1 pseudogene is annotated in these 393 nt (G+C 66.4%); it reads left to right on the plus strand.

Going from position 1 to position 393, the window contains the following annotated elements:
• Window positions 1–55: 55 nt before the first annotated feature.
• Window positions 56–393, plus strand: a pseudogene (locus NE591_RS13050) (glycine--tRNA ligase subunit alpha); the annotation flags it as partial.

The following is a 393-nucleotide window of genomic DNA, read 5'->3' on the forward strand; positions in this document are numbered from 1 at the left end:
CATCTACTGGCCGCTGACCGACGTCTGCCCGCTGTAAATCGAGCAAAGGAGACCCATGGCACAAGACATGCCCGGGAAGGCCGGGAAGGCGACGCCCCCCACCTTCCAAGACGTCATCATGAACCTGCAGCGCTACTGGGCGAGCACCGGTTGCGTGGTGCTGCAGCCCTACGACAACGAGGTGGGCGCCGGCACGCACGCCCCGGCCACCACGCTGCGCTCGCTGGGGCCCGACACCTGGCGCACCTGCTACGTGCAGGGCTGCCGCCGTCCCACCGACGGCCGCTACGGCGAGAACCCCAACCGCGGGCAGTTCTACTACCAGTTCCAGGTGCTCATCAAGCCCTCGCCGGACAACATCAGGACCTGTACCTGGGAAGTCTTGAGGCCATC

The organism is Adlercreutzia sp. DFI.6.23 (assembly GCF_024462535.1).
Lineage (GTDB): Bacteria > Actinomycetota > Coriobacteriia > Coriobacteriales > Eggerthellaceae > Adlercreutzia > Adlercreutzia rubneri.